Below are 452 nucleotides of genomic sequence, written 5' to 3'. Positions count from 1 at the left end.
ACCGGGGTCACGATCTGAAAACGGTCATAGTCACTGGCGCGCTTGAGTACGTAGGCTTCCACTTGCCCTTGTTGCAGGATCACCTGGGGAATCGCCTGTTCTTCCACCAAGTGCAGACGCACCTCGGAGCTGGAGGGCAGGACAACCCGCGAGCCGTCACCCAGCAACAAGCTGACAAACGCCGAGGGCGAGGTTTTTACGCTTTCCTGCTCATCAATCAGCATGCCTTCTTCCAACACGCTGGGGCGTCCCTTGGCATCGAGCTTCCAGGCTTAACCGGTCAGGTGCTGCACGACTGCCGGCAGCGGCTGTGCCCGGCACATCAGGTTGTCATCTATGTAGGGCGCACGCACAGGGGCAGGCTTGGCTAGAACGTGTGGGCTGTTGATCACAAGCGCCAGGGCCAGGCTTGAACCGAATAGAGAGGAAAGGGAATAGCGGCGAGGAAAGAG

At 59.3% G+C, this 452-nt stretch carries 1 pseudogene; it reads right to left on the bottom strand.

Annotation, left to right across the window (positions count from 1 at the left end):
* Positions 1–407, bottom strand: a pseudogene (locus AACY45_RS28545) (FecR domain-containing protein); the annotation flags it as partial.
* Between the last annotated feature and the right edge of the window lie 45 nt (positions 408–452).

The organism is Pseudomonas sp. RA_35y_Pfl2_P32, from assembly GCF_963970735.1.
Taxonomy (GTDB): domain Bacteria; phylum Pseudomonadota; class Gammaproteobacteria; order Pseudomonadales; family Pseudomonadaceae; genus Aquipseudomonas.
Note: the sequence above shows the minus strand (reverse complement) of the source record. Positions and strands in the feature narration are given on the sequence as shown.